Origin of the sequence: Leeuwenhoekiella marinoflava DSM 3653, assembly GCF_900129005.1 — a bacterium.
Classification (GTDB): domain Bacteria; phylum Bacteroidota; class Bacteroidia; order Flavobacteriales; family Flavobacteriaceae; genus Leeuwenhoekiella; species Leeuwenhoekiella marinoflava.
The window spans coordinates 99,454-116,130 of sequence record NZ_FQUN01000013.1 but is presented as its reverse complement, the minus strand read 5'-3'; the positions used below and the strand labels follow the sequence as shown (position 1 = coordinate 116,130).

Below are 16,677 nucleotides of genomic sequence, written 5' to 3'. Positions count from 1 at the left end.
AAAGTAAATCATCTTGGGGCAAGCCTACAAGACATTAAAAGAAAATAGATCTTAAATTCGAGGCAAGCCTTGGAGCACCTGCCTACCCGGTAGTCAGGTTTAAATCTCGATTATCGAGTAAATGATCTAAAGTATAGTCTTAATCAGGATGCGGCAAACTTTTTAAGCAAGTCGCGCACACGTTCGGTGTCATCTACGTAATATTTAGCGGCTGTTTTCTGCAACCCAACTTTAATTGTAAATGCATCATCTGGTAAATCTTGAAACATGAATTCATCGGTCCAGTCGTCACCTATAGCAAACTTAAAGCTGTAGTCTTTACCAAAAATATGCTTGGTTACCGCTTTACCTTTATGAATAGTACTGTCTTTAATCTCCAGTACTTTGTTTCCGTCTAAAACACCCAACTCATTATTTGCTGAAAGTTCTTTAAGAACGTTAGAAAGTTCGCTCGCTCGTTTTTCACCCAAATCAGGATCAGCATTGCGATAATGCCAAGCCAGAGAATAGTTTTTCTCTTCTATAAAAGTACCGGCGGTGCGGTCTACAAACTTTTCAAGAATAGGACGCACCGTATCCATCCAGTCGTTCTTGAGATTTTCGGTAACGGCCCATTCACCGCCTACAGGTCTTTTCCAGACGCCGTGCTCAGCGATAAGCGTGATAGGTACATCCTGCCACCAAGTTCCTAAAGTATGGCGATCACGACCACTTATGATTACCACTTCAGTATTTTCTTGATTGTGTATGGTTCTAACCAATTCTAATAAGTCATCGTCAGGACTGGCATCTTCAGGATTGTTGACAAAGGCTCTTAAAGTGCCGTCATAGTCCAAGAAAAGAATACGTTTATCTGCTTTTTTATAAGCATCAAACATTTCATCTTCCTGATCAGCACGCATACGTATCGCTTTTACAATATCTGATTTGTGAGCAGTGTCTTTTAGAGATGTCATAAAGTCGTTAGCCCATTTCTCTACGTTATATCTTTTTAATCGTTTCTGAAGGAATTTATTGCGTTTGATTTGCTCGGCTTCGGGCATTTCTATTGCTTGTTTCAAAGCATCTGCAATTTCCTCAAAATTATTTGGATTTATAATAAGTGCTTCACTCATTTCTTGAGCAGCACCCGCCATTTCACTTAAAATAAGAACCCCCTTTTTGTCGGTTCTGGTGGCAACATATTCTTTAGCAACGAGATTCATCCCGTCTCTAATAGGCGTTAGAAGTGCGACTTCGCAAGTGGTATATAAATCGATAAGGTTTTCAAAAGGCATTGAGCGGTAGAAATACCAGATCGGTGTCCAACTTACCGAGGCAAATTTTCCGTTGATACGGCCTACCAGTTCATCAACTTCTTTTTTCAGCAATTGATATTGTGGGACGTTAGATCGAGACGGAACCGCCAACATAACCAGACGAACTTTCTCTTTAAACTCCGGATATTTTTCAAGGAAATACTCATACGCTCTGATGCGATTCGCAATTCCCTTACTGTAATCAAGACGATCTATAGAAAGGATCATTTTTGCATCTGGCGTAGAATCTATATGTAGATCCAGGCGGCGCTGTAATTCTGATTGATTCTTTGCAGCGTCGTGTTTTGCTGCAGCTTCAGAAAACTTATCATAGTCAATACCCATTGGGTACGAGTTAACCGTTACAATACGATCCTTGAGTGTGATTTCATTAAAGCTCACTTCGTGTCTTAAAATACGCGAAACCGAACTTAAAAAGTGACGCTGATAATCGTAAGTATGAAAACCGATTAGGTCTGAACCTAATAAACCTTTTAAAATTTCTTCTCTCCACGGAAGCGTTCTGAAAACTTCATAAGAAGGAAACGGAATGTGTAAAAAGAAACCAATTTGTACATCTGGTCGCTCTTTTTTAATAAGCGCAGGAAGCAGCATCAACTGATAATCGTGAACCCAAACCGTATCACCCTCTTCAATATTATCAAGTACTACCTCAGCATATTTTTCATTCACTTCAACATAGCTCTGCCAACTTTCCTTTTCAAACTCGGTATACTCCATAAAATAATGGAAAAGTGGCCAAATAGTACGGTTGGAGAAGCCGTAGTAAAAGCCGTCAATATCTTCTTCTGATAATGAAACAGGAACACATTGTTCTTTAATTGTGGCATCTACAACCTCGTCACGAAGGTCCGCGGGAATCTCTTCTTCGGTTAGACCGGTCCATCCAATCCATATTCCGTTACTGTCACGGTGAACAGATTTCATTCCGGTTGCTAAACCGCCAACACTGGGAGTGGCTTTGATTTTTTTATTGTCGATTTGTAATTGTAAAGGCAGTCTATTTGAAATAATGATAGTTTTACTCATAAAAACAGGTAATCGGAAGGTTAGATTTTTTGTTAATGCTTAAATTTCGGAAAATCGAAGCGGTTACACTAGCCGTTTAATAGAACTTTAGAACTTTTTAAAAACTTTCATGGATAATTTAAACTACGGAATCATAGGAAACTGCAAAAGTGCAGCCTTAATATCAGATAAAGGATCTCTAGATTGGTGTTGTCTTCCCATTTTTGACTCACCTTCAGTTTTTGCAAAATTACTGGATGAAGAAAAAGGAGGATCTCAGAGTTTTGAAGTAAGTGAGGATTATGAGATTTCTCAAAAGTACATGTGGCAGACTAATATTTTACGCACCATGTATGATAACGGGACTGATGCTTTTGAGGTATTTGACTTTATGCCGCGTTATGAAAAAAGAAGTGGATCTTTTTATGCTCCGCCAGATATCATCAGATTTATACGTTTAGTAAAAGGAGCTCCTAAGTTTGTTTGTAATTACGACCCTAAGTTGGAGTATGCCAGCGTAAAAACGATAACCGTAAATAAAGGGGAATATATAGAAAGCTATACCGATGACGGTAAATACGATTCACTCTATTTATATACTAATCTTGAAAAAGAGCATATTCTCAATAAAAAGGCCATAACATTAGACGGAAATGCTTTTTTGTTGATGTCTTATCACGAGAAGTTGATGGAGCAAACGTTAGACCGTGCGTATCTTAAATTTCAGCGTACTAAGGTTTATTGGATGAACTGGAGCGAAGTGACTACCAAATATCCGCTTTATCAGAATGAGATTATGCGTAGTGCGCTAACCTTAAAAGCACTGACTTTTGAAAAATCTGGTGCTGTGCTTGCTGCTGCGACAACCTCATTGCCAGAGACTATTGGCGAAGTGCGCAACTGGGATTATCGTTTTTGCTGGGTGCGTGATGCTTCTATGGTAATACGCGTTATTTCTAATCTGGGGCACACAAAATATGCACATAATTTCTTACAATTTATTATAGATACGTTGCCCGATAAGGATGAGAAAATGCAAATTATGTATGGTATTAATGGCGAAAAGAACCTTGTAGAATATACATTAGATCATCTTTCTGGTTATAAAAATTCTGCACCGGTACGTGTAGGAAATGCGGCGTACATTCAAAAGCAAAATGATATCTACGGAATTCTGATGGAAGTTATCTATCAGCAATTCATTCAATTTGAAACCACACTAGAGAACAGCGAAGAGCTTTGGACGGTTGTATTAGGAATCATCAAAATTGTAAAACAACACTGGAGAGAATCTGATAAAGGAATCTGGGAATTACGTACAGAAGATCGTCATTTTACATTCTCTAAACTCTTGTGCTGGGTTGCGATAGACCGTGCTATAAAAATAGCCGAAGTTTTGAAACGCCACCGTAATTTGGAAGAATGGCAAGCACTGCGAACAGAGATTCATGATGATATCTGCGACAATGCCTGGAATGAAGATATGCAAGCTTATACCCAGTATTACGGTTCGAAAGATTTGGATGCTTCTACCTTACTCATGGAACAGTACGGTTTTATAGATGCTAAGAATCCACGTTTTGTATCAACAGTTGAAGCTACAGAGCGCGAACTGTGTAAAGACGGTTTGATGTATCGTTATAAGAATGAAGATGATTTTGGTGAGCCTAGTTCGTCTTTTACTATTTGTACATTCTGGTTTATCGACAGTTTATTTAAAATAGGGGAGCGCCAGAAAGCGATAAAATACTTTGATCAGTTGTTGTCGTATAGCAATCACTTAGGGTTGTTTAGTGAGGATATTGATTTTAAAACCAAGCGTTTGCTGGGTAATTTTCCGCAGGCATATTCACATTTAGCCTTAATTGAGACTGCTACTAATTTTGCCAAGTATGGGGGGGAAGAGGATGACGAGATTCATTTTAAACCGATATTGTATTAATAGCTATGAAAATAGAAACAAAAACCCCGTACCTGCGGGGTTTTTGTTTTTTATGGCATTAATTAGTATCGCGCTTCCATAATACGCTTCATACTTACATCTTCATAATTACGCTTGACAAAAGCCAGAGCAGTTTTTACAATTTGACCCATAGATTTTGCACGCTTAAATTTCATGTCCATCGTGTAGTCGTATAATTGACTGCGTAGTTGTTTCAGGTTTTCTTCAGAAGAAATTTTGTCTTGAGTCATACATTTCAATAATCGACGTAAGCGGTTTTTAGAAGTGATGATTCGTTTTGCGAGTACAGCACGCTCTTCTTCACGGTATTGTTCTATAGATTTATCTCTAAGTCGGTTAGAAACCAGTTCTACCATTCTAAAGTTTTCTTTAAAAATATGGGGTTTATATACTTTAAAGTTTCCCTCATAGGCTTGCTGATCAAAATCAATCGCACGTATTTTATATTTAATATGATCAAAATCATGCGTTGGGATCACGACGTAATTATACGATCGCATATCACCTAAAAGCAGTATCATACAGCGCTCGTTAAATTTTACAAATTCTTTAGCCAGCTGGGCTTTACCTACATCATCACAATCTTCCAGATAATCAGAAATAAAAACATCACCGGGAATACCCACAATATGTTCTTCTATAAGTGTGTCTTTATAAACCAAAAAGTTGATGCGGTTGGGAGACAAAATATGTTCTAGATCCAAGCCATAAATGCGACTGGCATCTGCTTTTTTTACATAGAAATAAGTATAGTTGTCATTAAAAATATTATTGACTTTTATGCGGAAAGGCTTCGAGTTACCAAAGGTGCAATAGTCAATTGCCGTAACGCTTAAGAAGGGCAATACATTTTCATTACCATCAGAATGTAAAATGGCATAAACACGCTTAAGACTTTCTTCTATCTCTTTGCGTTCATGTTCCGGGTAGTATACACTAATCCATAACGTGTCTTTATCATTTTTATCGTAAATATTTATTCCACCGGAAAAACGTAACAGATCATCATAGAAAACAGGGATTTGTGTAGCTCTGTTGTACTTATTCAAATATTCCTGAAGCTTCTCACCAATAGGATAGGTGGGCTTTTTGCGCGACATTAATTTCTCTTCCATAGACTGCTTATTTATGCTCAAACTAAGATTTTTTGTATCGAAAAAAGCAAAGTAGAGTTGTAAAGGTACTAATGTGATGTAACAAAATAACGGTTCTTCCGTCTTGTTACTGAACGTTAATTCTAAAAATACGCTTTTGGAAACAATTCTTACACTAAATAATCTAACCAAACATTACGGAAAAGTAAAAGCGGTCAACGACTTGAGCTTTACTATTGAGAAAGGCAATGTCTACGGTATTCTGGGCCCTAACGGAAGTGGTAAATCTACAACGCTGGGTATGGTGCTTAATGTTGTTAATGCTACCTCCGGCGATTTTAAATGGTTTGATGGGAGTGATACGACGCACCATGCACTTAAAAAAGTTGGAGCCATTATTGAGCGACCTAATTTTTACCCGTATATGACTGCTGCTCAAAACCTCGAACTGGTTTGCACGATAAAAGATGTTGATCCCGGTAAGATTGAAGAAAAGCTAGAAGTTGTTCATTTGCTGGATAGAAAAGACAGTAAGTTCAGCACTTTTTCTTTAGGGATGAAGCAACGTCTGGCAATCGCTTCAGCTTTGCTTAACGATCCTGAAATTTTAATTCTTGACGAACCCACTAATGGTTTAGACCCTCAGGGAATTCATCAGATTAGAGAGATTATAAAGAATATTGCCAGTGGCGGAACCACAATTTTACTCGCTTCGCATTTACTTGATGAGGTAGAGAAAGTATGTTCTCACGTTGTAATTATAAGAAAAGGAATTAAGCTTTATGCAGGACCTGTAGATGAATTGAATGCCAGTCACGGCTTTTTTGAGTTGCGTTGTGAAAAGCAACAAGAACTCATAGCAGCTCTGGAAGGTCATCCTGATTTTACTTCCGTTAAAGAAGAGAATGGTCTGGTGACCGGATTCCTTAAAAATCCACTTTCTGCGGAAGCATTGAATACATTTTTATTCAATCAGGGATTGGTGCTCTCGCATATGGTTAAACGTAAAGAAAGCCTCGAAGAACAATTTTTACAACTTACTGCCAACCTAAACTAAGCCATACATGCTACGATTAATAACTATAGAATTTTATAAACTAAAACACAGCCGTTCTTCAAAAGTGCTGAGTATCGCTTATTTTGTGATTTTATCATTTATAGCGCTTATCGCTTCGATAGAATTTAATCTTGGGGATTTTCAGATACGTATAGCAGATCAGGGAATATTCAACTTCCCATTTATTTGGCATTTTAATACTTGGGTGGCAGCGACACTTAAGTTCTTTTTAGCGATTGTGATCGTTTCGATGATCTCTAATGAATACAGCAATCGTACTCTCAAACAAAACTTGATTGATGGGTTGAGCAAGAAAGAGTTTATGCTCTCTAAGTTCTATACGGTTGTTGCTTTTGCTTTGCTCTCTACCTTGTTTATTTTTATAATGAGTCTTATTCTGGGATATTCGTTTTCAGACTATACGGAGTTTAGCATTGTAACCCGAGAAATGGAATTCCTACTGGCGTATTTTTTCAAGTTGGTTGGTTTTTTCTCTTTTTGTTTGTTCTTGGGAGTTTTAGTGAAACGTTCTGCTTTTGCATTAGGCTTTTTATTTGTTTGGTGGATTTTTGAAAATATCACCTATGGTATTCTGAGATGGAAAGGAAGTGCTGAAGTAGCCGATGCCATCGTACAGTTCTTTCCTCTTGAAGCAATGAAAAACCTGATTAATCTGCCTTTTCAACGTTTAAATTTTATTGAAACCGCAGCTAACCAATTACAAGCAGATATCGCTATTGATTATGCAGTGCATTGGTATGAAGTAGCAATTGTTTCTGTGTGGATATTTCTGTTTATTTATGGTGCTTACGCTTTGCTTAAGAAAAGGGATTTATAAACGGATTGGCATTAAACTTTAAGTTAATCCTAAGATTGCCGGACTTTAGCTTGAGCCTCAAATAGTTTAATTTTACACTATAATCGTGTTTCAAAATCTTTAGGTAAAGCTGAGGTAATGGAGTCAGAATCAAGTTTAAAATTGCTATACTGTGAAATTTAAGATACAATCAGAATTTAAGCCTACAGGAGATCAGCCATCAGCTATCAAGCAGTTAGTAGGAGGTATTGACGCAGGCGAGCGCTATCAGACTTTATTGGGTGTTACGGGGAGTGGTAAGACCTTTACGGTGGCAAATGTTTTGCAAGAAGTGCAAAAACCAACCTTAGTCTTAGCTCATAATAAAACACTGGCAGCACAGCTTTACAGTGAGTTTAAAGCATTTTTCCCAGAGAATGCGGTTGAATATTTTGTGTCTTACTATGATTACTACCAGCCGGAGGCGTATATCCCAACATCAGGAACGTACATAGAAAAAGATCTTTCGATAAATGAGGAGATTGAAAAATTGCGACTGAGTACAACTTCATCTTTACTATCCGGGCGTCGCGATATCATCGTAGTAGCTTCAGTTTCTTGTTTGTATGGTATCGGTAATCCGGTGGAATTTCAAAAGAACGTTATTGCGTTGGAGCGTGATATGGTGATATCACGAACTCAATTACTAAAACGTCTTGTTCAAAGTTTATACAGCCGTACTACCGCTGAATTTAACCGGGGTAATTTCCGCATAAAAGGAGATACAGTAGATATTTATCCGGGTTATGATGATCATGCATTTAGAGTACATTTCTTTGGTGATGAAATCGAAGAGATCGAAGCTTTTGACGTAACTACAAATGAAATTCTTGAAAAATACGACCGCCTGAATATTTACCCTGCAAATATGTTTGTTACTAGTCCGGATGTACTGCAAGGTGCAATTGATCAGATTGGTTTTGATATGGTGAAGCAGGTAGATTATTTCAAGGAAATTGGTAAACATTTAGAGGCAAAACGTCTGGAAGAACGAACCAATTTTGATTTAGAAATGATTCGTGAACTCGGTTATTGCAGCGGGATTGAGAACTACTCGCGCTATCTGGATGGGAGAGAGCCTGGAACACGACCGTTCTGTCTTTTAGACTATTTTCCTGATGATTATATGATGATTGTTGATGAGAGTCACGTAACCGTTTCTCAGGTAAGTGCGATGTATGGCGGTGACCGTAGTCGTAAAGAAAATCTGGTTGAATATGGTTTTAGACTTCCGGCGGCGATGGATAACAGACCGTTAAAATTTGAAGAGTTTGAAGCCTTGCAAAATCAGGTGATTTATGTGAGTGCAACACCGGCAGATTACGAATTGCAAAAATCTGAAGGGACTTACGTTGAGCAAATCATACGGCCTACCGGACTGCTTGACCCCATTGTTGAAGTGCGTCCCAGTTTGAATCAGATAGATGATTTGATTGAAGAGATACAAAAGCGGATAGAGAAAGATGAACGTACGTTAGTAACTACACTGACTAAACGTATGGCAGAAGAACTTACTAAATATTTGACGCGTGTTGATATCAGAACACGTTATATACATTCTGATGTTGATACGCTGGAGCGTGTAGAAATTATGTCTGATTTACGTAAAGGAATTTTTGATGTTCTAGTGGGAGTGAACCTTTTACGTGAAGGACTGGATTTACCTGAGGTCTCTTTGGTAGCTATATTAGATGCAGATAAAGAAGGATTTTTGAGAAGTAATCGTTCGCTAACACAGACTATAGGTCGTGCTGCGCGAAATATAAACGGACTTGCGATTATGTATGCTGATAAGATCACCCGAAGTATGCAGGAGACTATAGATGCTTCAGAATATCGCAGACAGAAGCAGATTGCGTATAACGAGAAACACGGTTTAAAACCGATGGCGATTAAGAAGTCGCTGGTTAGTGCTTTGGCTAAAAAGGAAAAATTCAAGTTTGAAGCTGAAGAACTTACTAATATGGCTGCAGAGCCCAACACGGCTTATATGAGTAAACCAAAGTTGGAGCAATTGATACGCGATACCCGTAAGAAGATGGAAACTGCTGCAAAAGAGCTCGATTTTATGGAAGCTGCAAAATTACGCGATCGTATAAAATCGTATCAGGAGCAGGTTAAAGAGCTGACATAAACTACTCCTATTTCGTCAAAAATTTTAGAACTGAATCTCGATAGCTACGGCTTATAGGGAGTGTTTGCGACTTAAGTTCTATATGTTCTGCGGTGTAAGCTTTAATCGCTGAAGCAGCAATGATAAAAGAGCGGTGGATGCGTATAAATTGGTTTACCGGTAGTTTTGCTTCAAAATTAGATATGGTTTCCCGGGTAATGTGGGTTTGAGTTTTAGTGTGTATTTTGATATAATCGCTTAGACTTTCAACATAAAGAAGTTCGTTGAAATCAATTTTGATCATTTTACGGTCAGAACGTATAAACACAAAATTGTTGGCGTCTTCCTCTTCAATTATCGATTCCTTTTGGTGTTGCTCAACCTCTTGGCCTACACATTTATAAACGGCTTGTAGTAAGCGGTCCAAAGAGATAGGTTTCAGCAAATAATCCACCGCCTGAAGTTCAAAACCTTCTACAGCATACTCGCGGTGCGCTGTTGTAAAAATGAGTTTGGTTTCCTTTTGAACGAGTTTCCCTAGCGACAAACCTGAAACTTCGGGCATATTGATGTCTAAAAAAATAATGTCTACCGCATTTGTCTTTAGAAAATACAGTGCTTCTACCGCATTTTTAAATTCTTCCTCAATATGTACTAACGCGATATTTTTGAGATGAGTTCTCAGAATTTCGCGCGCAGTGGGCTCATCATCAACAATTATGGCTTTGAGTTGTTTACTCATGAAGATCGATGTTTAATGCTGCAACAAATCCGTTTTTGAATTGCGTCGTCTTTAATTCGTAACGCTTTGGAAATAAGAGATCCAATCGTTTTCTGATGTTTTCTAAACCGATACCGTTCTGCTTATTTTCAATATTTTCAGTGATTGCTGTATTTTCAATTCTGAAATTTAAATGCGAATCTGAAACTTCAAAATGGATTCTGATTTTTAGTTTTCCGTTTAGGATATTCCCGTGCTTAAAGGCATTCTCAACAAACGGAATAAAAAGCATTGGAGGTATGCTGCAATTTTCTTTAATTTCATTTTTATTAATAGTAACATTTAACGTACCCTGAAAGCGAATTTGTTCAAGACTGATATACTCTTCTATATGATCTAATTCTTGTTGAAGCGACACTTGCTTTTCTGAAACCTGATATAAAATATAATCAAGCAAATTAGAAAGTTTTAGAATAATCTCTGGAGTTTGAGCAGATTGTTTTAGCGCAAAACCATAAATCGTATTGAGTGAATTAAATAGAAAATGCGGGTGAATTTGCTTTTTGAGATAGCTCAGTTCTTGTTCTTTTATGTGGAGTTGCGCGTCTAAAATCTTATTCTCTAAAGCCTTATTTTGGGTAAGTGTATTGAAGTTATGATTCAATATATGAATGAAACTCACTATACCTACCACCAGATAAATCAGTATGAGAATGAAAACTAGATTTCTGCTCATCATAGGAGTGTCTTCAACTCGAAGGTTAGAGATGAAAATAAAACTACCTATCATTATTACAGTTACTAGAAAAGCTGTAAAAATCAACATATAAACTGCATATAAACCGAAAAGCCAATAGCGTTTTTGCAGTAAGAATTTTGGGATTAAATAGTAAACTGTTGCGTATGTTGTAGTCATGGTTAGTGGCAGCAATATGCTTGAAAACCAGGTGACATACAGCGTATTATTTGTATTATAACTGAAGAAATACATATAAAAAAACCAAACACAAACCCATAATAGACAGTGGGATGCAAATAGTTTAGTTTGATTAAATTTGAGTAAATCCATCACTGCAAGATGCTAAAAATTATCAAACATCAATTCGCTTTTGAGACGAATGACCGTTTTAAGAGGGTTTTTTGCAGGATGGCTCTCAATCAAAAAAGCTAAGCTAGAACCTGTACTTCTTTTTAAATTTTAAATTAGATTTTACAAATTTTGAATTGATCACCAGAACTGTAATGAGACAGAAAGTTTTAATGCCCTTCCGGCCCATAAATACCTGCTTTTATTTCTGTTTTTAGATCATTGTCTTCCGGAGGAATAGGGCATGAGTAGTTTGGACTATATGCGCAAAACGGATTATAAGCCTTATTAAAATCAATGATAATCGTTTCTCCTTCCGGAATTTTCAAATCGATATACCTACCGGCTCCATAAGTCTCTACACCACTGGTGTAATCGGTAAAAGGAACGAATAAATAATCTTTATATTCTTCCAGTTCTCGTAGTGTATGACTTTGATAAATAGGAAGTTTGAAATGCTTTCCATTTAGTTTAAATTCAGCAATTGCATAAGTGTCGTATTTTTTTAGTGCGCCTGACGAGGTAGGAAATTTGATAGTTTTTGGCTTTTTAATTTTTACAAACTTTGCCACAACTTTATAGGTTGAATCAATAGGATAGAATTGATGCCCCTCAAATTTTTTTTGTTCTTCAGGTGTCAATGGAGATTCCTCTGGATTAACGTATTCCGCATTTAAGTCTTTTTGAAAATCGAGAATTTCAGATTCGTAAGTTGTTTGTGCAGATGCAGTTCCTCCAAGAATTACAATTAAAGTTGATAGGAATCTCTTAATCATAGAAAATGCTTTTAATGGGAATATTTGTTTTTGAAAGATAATGGAGTTTGTTTTGTTTTTGCTTTAAAAATACGGGAGAAATAAGCATAATCCTCATAATCTAAAATTTCGGAAATTTCAGTTAATGAATTTTCGGTATGAACAATAAGTCTTTTTGCCTCTAATAGCGTACGTTCTTTAATTAAACCAGTTGTGGTTTTATTTAGTATAGTTTTTAAAATGCGGTTGAGGTGTTTGGTTGTGATGTTTAGTTTTTCAGCATAAAAAGAAGCTGCTTTTTCACTTTTGAAGTATTCTTCTAGAAGCTTTTCAAAAGCTCTTAGTGTAGCACTGTAAGTACTAGATAATTTACTTTTTTCTTCTTCCTTCTCTGTTGAATAAATACGAGAGAGATCAATATAAGCAAGATTAATCAGGCTTGTGATTTTTTCTGTTTTATAGTTGTTTTCAGATCTGTATTCCGTGTAAATCTCTTCAAATCGAATTTTAATTTTAGCTGTTTCATTTGAATTTAAGTTTAGAACAGGCGAATTATTTACAGAATAATAAAACGGAAAATTTTCAAGCCGCTGTTTTGAAAAAGATACTTCAAACAGCTCTAGGCTGTGAAAAAATATATAGCCCTCAGGTTGTGAATCAAATTGCCAAAAGTGCGTTTGACCCGGATTTAAGAAAAAAACAGAACCGGTCTGAATAGGGTATGTTGCAAAATCAATCTCATGTTTTCCTGAGCCTTCCGTAAATAAAACACACAAATAAAAGTCGTGTGTATGCGGTTTATGAACCAAATTTTTATTGCTAATTATGTGGTTCGCAAAGTCATTGGCATAGAGATCTGATGCATTAAATTTACGTTCAAAGGTTTTAATATTTAAAACAGGGATTCGTTTCATAAAGGTTTAATAATGTCTTAAAAGTACAAAAAATGAAGTCTTAGCTGTAAGTCTTTTAATAAGAGAAGCAATTAATTTTGCATAGTCTTTAAAAGATATTACTATGAGTTTAATTAATATACTAAAGTTTAAATGTCCCAAGTGTAAAGAAGGAGCTATTTTCAATTCAAATCATCAGTTATTTTCATTTCATGTCCCAAAAATGCATACTAGATGTGATAAATGTAACTTGAAGTTTGAGAAAGAATCCGGTTTTTTTATCGGAGCAATGTATGTGAGTTACGGGATTACAGTAGCTGAATTCCTTATGGTTTTTATAATTTTCTATTTTGTACTTAAGGTTTCGTTATTGACCGCTTTTATGGTAGTAGTGGGGGTGATTATTTTAGCAAGCATCCTTAATTTTAAATTGGCCCGTACTTTATGGATTTATCTTTTTTATAATAAATAGCTAACATATAAAGCCTGACCATTGGATCAGGCTTTATAACACTTAAACTTGAGTTTTAATCTCTTGTTTTATTTGGATATGTTGGAGTACTCAACTCTTTAGGCGGATTTTCTTTCAGCTGTTTTAAAATAATATCAATCGCTTTTTCTAATTGTGGATCTTTACCGGAAATTACCTCTTTTGGTGTTTGTTCTACTTCAACATCTGGAGGCGTTCCTACATTTTCGATTCCAAAACCATCTTCATTATAAAAAGCTACGTTTGGAGCCGTTACAATACCACCGTCTATAAATTCCGGATATCCCAAAACACCTACGAGACCGCCCCAAGTGCGTTTACCTACAAGTGTTCCCAGCTTGTTTCTTCGGAATAAATACGGTAAATAATCCCCGCCAGAACCGGCTGTTTCATCAATAAGCATGACTTTAGGCCCTTGTATAGAAGCGCTGGGCGCTTTCATATCCTTACCGTATCTAAAGTTCCAATAACTCTGCATTGGCTTGTTGAGTAGGTCTATGACATAATCAGCCAGTTGACCACCGCCATTAAAACGCTCATCTACAATAATTGCTTTTTTAGTAGCCTGAGGGTAAAAATACCGCTTAAAATATTCGTGTCCTCCTGTTGCTGTGTTGGGCACATAAACATAAGCGACCTGACCGTTTGTGGCTTCATCTACTTTTTTGATATTACCTTCTACCCAATCCCGGTTTCTTAAATCGCGATCAGAAGCAATAGTTGTGACTTCTTCATCGTGGGCATTAGAACCGTTTGCATTTGCAGATAAGGTAAGCGTAACCAATTTACCGGCTTTATTTTCAAAAAAACTATAAAGGTTATCTGCTGCTGTCACTTCTTTTCCATCTACTTTAATGATATAATCACCTACACTAGCCTCTATTCCGGGTTCGGTAAGTGGAGAACGCAGATCTGGATTCCAATTGAGGCCACCGTATATTTTTGAAATTTGATACCGATTGTTTTTTACGACATAATCAGCTCCCAGTAAACCACCGCTGATACTTTTTTTCTCCACTCTATTATCCCCGCGATAATCAAAACGGTGATGTCCTACAGATAGTTCAGCAAACATCCAACTCATTACGCGATACAGATCACTTTTTGCAGCAACATCAGGGATGAACCCTTCATATTTATTTTTCATCGCATCCCAGTCTACACCGTGCATTTCAGGATCGTAAAAGTAATCACGGTTCACACGCCAGGCTTCATTAAAGATGTTTTTCCATTCTTGTTTCGGATCAATTTTAACCTGAATACCATCTAAATTTAAGGGAGCCTTATCAGCTTTTTTTCCAAGGTCAGCAACAAACCAACTGCCGGAATTGGCATACAGCATTTTTTCGCCGTTGGCGGAAATTTCATAGGAGTAGGTTTCAAGCAGTTCTTCATCTTTTTGTTCAGCAAGATTATAGAGATGCATAGTAGTTTCTCCATCGTGAGAAGGATAAGATAAGTAATATAGCATCCCTTCTTTTGGCACTGATAGCGAACCAAATTGTCCCGTTCCCACAGGTACCGAAACCATACGATTCATAATCCCATCCCAGTCTATTTTCAAAGAAGGAGTTTCTTTCTTTTTTTCCTTTTTTTCTTCGGTCTCTTTTTCTTTTTCAGCAATAACTTCAACATCATTTTCTTTAGCAAAAGGAGATTTCACTTCTTTTTGTAAGGTTATTAAATAGAGTGCATTTGAAGATTCCATATCCTGATTAGACTGATCAAACCAATTCACAAGGGGACCGGCATCTGTAGAAGCAGTGAGGTACAAATATTTCCCACTAGGGTCAAACGTAGGTTCAGTGACATTGGAGAGTCCGTCTGAAATAGGATAAGATTTGTTTTCGCTAAGCGAAAAGATATAGGCTTGCTCAAAATTGGTTTCGGTAATCAAAGTATAGGCTAACCAGTTAGAATCTCCAGACCAGCTTCCGAAAAGATCCCGATAATCTGCCGGCTGATACAAAATGTCTTGAGCAACTTTTTTTGTTTTTCCGGTCGCAACTGTCGTGATATACAGATTTCTTCCATTGTCTACGTAAGCTACTTTTTTACTGTCTGGAGACCAGTGCAAATAAGCATAAAACCCGGTGCCGTCTAACGCTATAGCTTTAGCCTCTTCAACACTGTTCTGGTCTTTTATGTGCAAAGCATATTCACCACTTGCATCAGAGAAATAAGCGATAGATTTGCTGTCTGGTGACCATTTTGGGAAGGTTTCGTGAACGCCAGGAGTTTCAGTTAAGTTGGCGACGTCTCCTTTTTCTGCCGGTACAGTAACAATTTCTCCTCTAAAATCTAGCACAACACGAGCACCAGTAGGCGATATCGCTGCACTGCGCACATAACTGCTGCCGCTTACAAAGCGTGGACGCAGCTCGAGCAAATCTGTTGCAATACCGATTTTTAGTTTTTCTAAGCTTTTTGTTGAGGGGTTGAAGGTGTGTAAATATCCAGCTTGTTCGAGAATAATTGTTCCGCTTTCAGATACCGAAACATCTTGTAAGCCATAGTCTTTAAAGTCGGTTAATTGCTCAACTTGTTTGGTATTGATATCATAGCTGTGCAGATTAAATTCTCCATCTCGATCGCTTCTGAAATAAATCTGATCCCCTAAGAATTCCGGTTGGGTGTCGTTACTTCCTGAAGCCGGTTTTGGGATTTCTACAATCTCCTGATTTGCCGTATCAAAAATAAAAATACGACTTTGTGTACCGCCGCGGTAATGTTTCCATTGATTAAAACGGTCGGGTATGGGGGTGTAGGCGATGTATTTTCCGTCATTAGAATAACTCGCCCAGAAGGCATTTGGAATTTCTAATTCTGCTGCCTGACCGCCACTAACAGGAACGGTAAAAAGTTCGGTATATCTATTGGTGAAAATGGCTCGTTGTGATGCAAAAAGCACATGCTTGCCGTCTGGGGTAAAGTCTCGCACATAATCTGGATACGGATGCCAGGTTAAACGGGTGGGAACACCACCTGCGGTGGGAACCGTAAAAACATCCATGTTTCCGTCATATTCTGCGCTGAATGCGATGGTTTTACCATCAGGTGAAAACACCGGATTATACTCCACACCTTCATCTATGGTAAGCCGTCTTGGTTGTGAGCCGTCTTTATTGGCAACCCAAAGGTCTTCTGCATAAATAAAAGCAATATGATTTTTACTGATTGCCGGTTCGTCTAACAAGCGCGTATCTGTTTGATTGATCTGACTGACACCACTTAGAGAGAGGAGTCCTGTGATTAGACTAAAGATTTGATTTTTGATTTTCATATTTTGATTGATTTACCCGATAATCGGGATTAAAAAAT

General features: G+C 37.4%; 12 protein-coding genes. 5 read left to right on the top strand and 7 right to left on the bottom strand.

Annotation, left to right across the window (positions count from 1 at the left end; translation table 11 throughout):
* Positions 1-143 precede the first annotated feature (143 nt).
* Entirely contained in the window at positions 144-2,348 is a 2,205-nt protein-coding gene (locus tag BUB91_RS13015; RefSeq protein WP_073099728.1) for a bifunctional alpha,alpha-trehalose-phosphate synthase (UDP-forming)/trehalose-phosphatase, read from the bottom strand.
* Positions 2,349-2,457: 109 nt separating this feature from the next.
* Between BUB91_RS13015 and BUB91_RS13010 the strand changes: the two genes are divergently transcribed.
* Positions 2,458-4,269 carry a glycoside hydrolase family 15 protein gene (locus tag BUB91_RS13010; protein WP_073099727.1) on the top strand — a complete coding sequence of 604 codons (1,812 nt, stop codon included), beginning with the start codon at positions 2,458-2,460 and terminating at the stop codon, positions 4,267-4,269.
* A gap of 62 nt (positions 4,270-4,331) precedes the next feature.
* Here BUB91_RS13010 and BUB91_RS13005 read toward each other — a convergent pair whose 3' ends face one another.
* Complete coding sequence (locus BUB91_RS13005) at positions 4,332-5,405, bottom strand: hypothetical protein (protein ID WP_073099726.1); 1,074 nt, start codon at positions 5,403-5,405, stop codon at positions 4,332-4,334.
* Between the two features lie 136 nt (positions 5,406-5,541).
* Between BUB91_RS13005 and BUB91_RS13000 the strand changes: the two genes are divergently transcribed.
* The 3 genes from BUB91_RS13000 (at position 5,542) to uvrB (ending at position 9,431) form a co-directional block, all read left to right on the top strand.
* Entirely contained in the window at positions 5,542-6,441 is a 900-nt protein-coding gene (locus tag BUB91_RS13000) for an ABC transporter ATP-binding protein (RefSeq protein ID WP_073099725.1), read from the top strand.
* Positions 6,442-6,448: 7 nt separating this feature from the next.
* Positions 6,449-7,279: an ABC transporter permease gene (locus BUB91_RS12995; RefSeq protein ID WP_073099724.1), complete on the top strand. Its 831-nt coding sequence runs from the start codon at positions 6,449-6,451 to the stop codon at positions 7,277-7,279.
* A 151-nt stretch (positions 7,280-7,430) separates the two neighbouring features.
* On the top strand, positions 7,431-9,431 hold the full coding sequence (uvrB, locus tag BUB91_RS12990) for an excinuclease ABC subunit UvrB (RefSeq protein ID WP_073099723.1): 2,001 nt from the start codon (positions 7,431-7,433) through the stop codon (positions 9,429-9,431).
* Between the two features lie 7 nt (positions 9,432-9,438).
* Here uvrB and BUB91_RS12985 read toward each other — a convergent pair whose 3' ends face one another.
* The 4 genes from BUB91_RS12985 to BUB91_RS12970 all read right to left on the bottom strand — a co-directional run bounded on the left by BUB91_RS12985 (position 9,439) and on the right by BUB91_RS12970 (position 12,887).
* The gene (locus BUB91_RS12985) at positions 9,439-10,152 is read right to left on the bottom strand and encodes a LytR/AlgR family response regulator transcription factor (RefSeq protein ID WP_073099722.1); all 714 of its coding nucleotides are present in this window, start codon (positions 10,150-10,152) and stop codon (positions 9,439-9,441) included.
* Positions 10,145-11,047 carry a sensor histidine kinase gene (locus BUB91_RS12980; RefSeq protein ID WP_241652610.1) on the bottom strand — a complete coding sequence of 301 codons (903 nt, stop codon included), beginning with the start codon at positions 11,045-11,047 and terminating at the stop codon, positions 10,145-10,147. Before BUB91_RS12980 ends, BUB91_RS12985 begins: the two co-directional genes overlap by 8 nt.
* 341 nt (positions 11,048-11,388) lie before the next feature.
* On the bottom strand, positions 11,389-11,994 hold the full coding sequence (locus BUB91_RS12975) for a DUF1684 domain-containing protein (protein WP_073099720.1): 606 nt from the start codon (positions 11,992-11,994) through the stop codon (positions 11,389-11,391).
* A gap of 11 nt (positions 11,995-12,005) precedes the next feature.
* A complete protein-coding gene (locus BUB91_RS12970; protein ID WP_073099719.1) occupies positions 12,006-12,887 on the bottom strand; it encodes an AraC family transcriptional regulator in 882 nt (293 codons plus the stop codon).
* A 103-nt stretch (positions 12,888-12,990) separates the two neighbouring features.
* On the opposite strand from BUB91_RS12970, the gene BUB91_RS12965 reads away from it, so the two are divergent.
* Entirely contained in the window at positions 12,991-13,338 is a 348-nt protein-coding gene (locus BUB91_RS12965; RefSeq protein ID WP_073099718.1) for a DUF983 domain-containing protein, read from the top strand.
* Positions 13,339-13,393: 55 nt separating this feature from the next.
* Here the strand turns inward: BUB91_RS12965 and BUB91_RS12960 are convergent, their stop codons facing one another.
* Positions 13,394-16,639, bottom strand: a complete 3,246-nt coding sequence (locus BUB91_RS12960) for a S41 family peptidase (protein ID WP_073099717.1) — start codon at positions 16,637-16,639, stop codon at positions 13,394-13,396.
* Between the last annotated feature and the right edge of the window lie 38 nt (positions 16,640-16,677).